At 74.4% G+C, this 1,392-nt stretch carries 2 protein-coding genes; both read right to left on the bottom strand.

Annotated features, from left to right (window positions below; all coding sequences use genetic code 11):
• The coding region (locus tag FUT87_RS25325) for a glycosyltransferase family 9 protein (RefSeq protein ID WP_147242789.1) at positions 1–571 on the bottom strand (571 nt) is incomplete at its 3' end.
• A 145-nt stretch (positions 572–716) separates the two neighbouring features.
• Positions 717–1,392, bottom strand: a 676-nt coding sequence (locus FUT87_RS25320; RefSeq protein ID WP_310735327.1) for a glycosyltransferase family 2 protein, incomplete at its 5' end; no start/stop codon positions are given.

The following is a 1,392-nucleotide window of genomic DNA, read 5'->3' as shown; positions in this document are numbered from 1 at the left end:
CTGCGCGCCCACGTGCAGGCAGGCGTAGGGGCCCGTTTGCGTGCGACCGGGCCATGCCTGGGCGAGCGCCGCGTCGTCCTCCTCGCGTAGCGGGAACTCGAGCGTGTCGCGTCGGCCGGCAGGCGAGGTGGCGGCACAGCGACAGCAGCCGCTGCGTCTCGTGGCCCAGCAGCGGCCAGGGCGCAAAGCGGGCCTCGTCGGCCGGCGGCACCCAGGTCGCATCGCTGCGAAAACCCGCGTGCCAGCGCGCGCCCAGCAGGGCGAGGAAGGGATTGGTCCGCTCGCCGCTGCCGTGCAGCTGGATGGCGAGGTCCCAGTCGCTGGCGTGCATCGCGGCGAGGAAGGCGGGCAGCGCGCGCACATCGGGCTCGCGCTCCGGCAGGCCCGGCCAACCGGGAAACGGCCGCCACTCGTCGACGCAGTCCAGGCGCGACAGGTACTCGCGCGCGACCGGCAGGCCCATCAGCGCGATGTGCGCCTGCGGCCAGGCGCGCCGGATGGCCCGCAGCGCGGGCACGGCGCAGATCGTGTCGCCCAGCACCAGCGCGCGCAGGATCAGGATGCGCCGCACCTCGCCGTCGATCGACGCGGGCGCCGCAGCGGCCGACGTCGCGGACCCTCGGACGGGGCCGGTGATGGACTTCGGGCTCGCCCCCGGAAGAGGCGAACTCGCCGGAGCCGGCGTATTGGACGGAAGCGGAGGTCGCATCGCGGGCTTAGAGGAACGGCGTCCGGAAATGCCACGCGCCGCGCAGCCGCCAGTACACCGAGAGGAAGGGGATCGCGGCCGAGGTGCAGAGCATCTCCCACACATGCGGCAGCGCACGCGAGGTGGCGCGCAGGCGGCGGGCGGTCAGTCGCAGGATCAGCGCGGCCGACGCGGCCAGCAGCCCCGCCGCGATCGCGCCCTGCCCCGCCACGGTCAGCACGAGCGCCGCCGGGGCCATCGCGACGATGGCGTAGTAGTCCCACGGCGGCACGCGGCGGATGCGCGAGCGGTAGATGGCCGGGTGCTTGCGGTACAGCAACGCGTCGAAGTAGACGTTGCGCTGCTGACGCAGCGACACGCCCCAGCGTTCGGGGCGCACCGGATGCCAGACCAGCGCGTCGGCGACGCGTCCCACCGGTCCCTGCGCCTGCAGGCGGAACTGGAGGTCGGAGTCCTCGCGCCAGGCGCGCAGGAAGCGTTCGTCGAAGCCCTCGATGCGGGCCAGCACCTCGCGCCGGGCGAAGGCATTCGCCGTCACGAATTCGGAGGTCTCCAGGCCGCGGGTCATCAGCTCATGGTCAGTCGGTCGCGCGTCGCGCCGGGCGGGAGCGCCGTCGCGGCCGATGTCGCCGTCGCCGTCGGTGGCGGTGCCGATGCCATCGGCGCCCGCGCTCGCGCTCGGC

The sequence above is a fragment of the Mitsuaria sp. TWR114 genome (assembly GCF_007997345.1).
The sequence above is the reverse complement of the archived record's forward strand: the minus strand, read 5'-3'. Positions and strand labels throughout refer to the sequence as shown.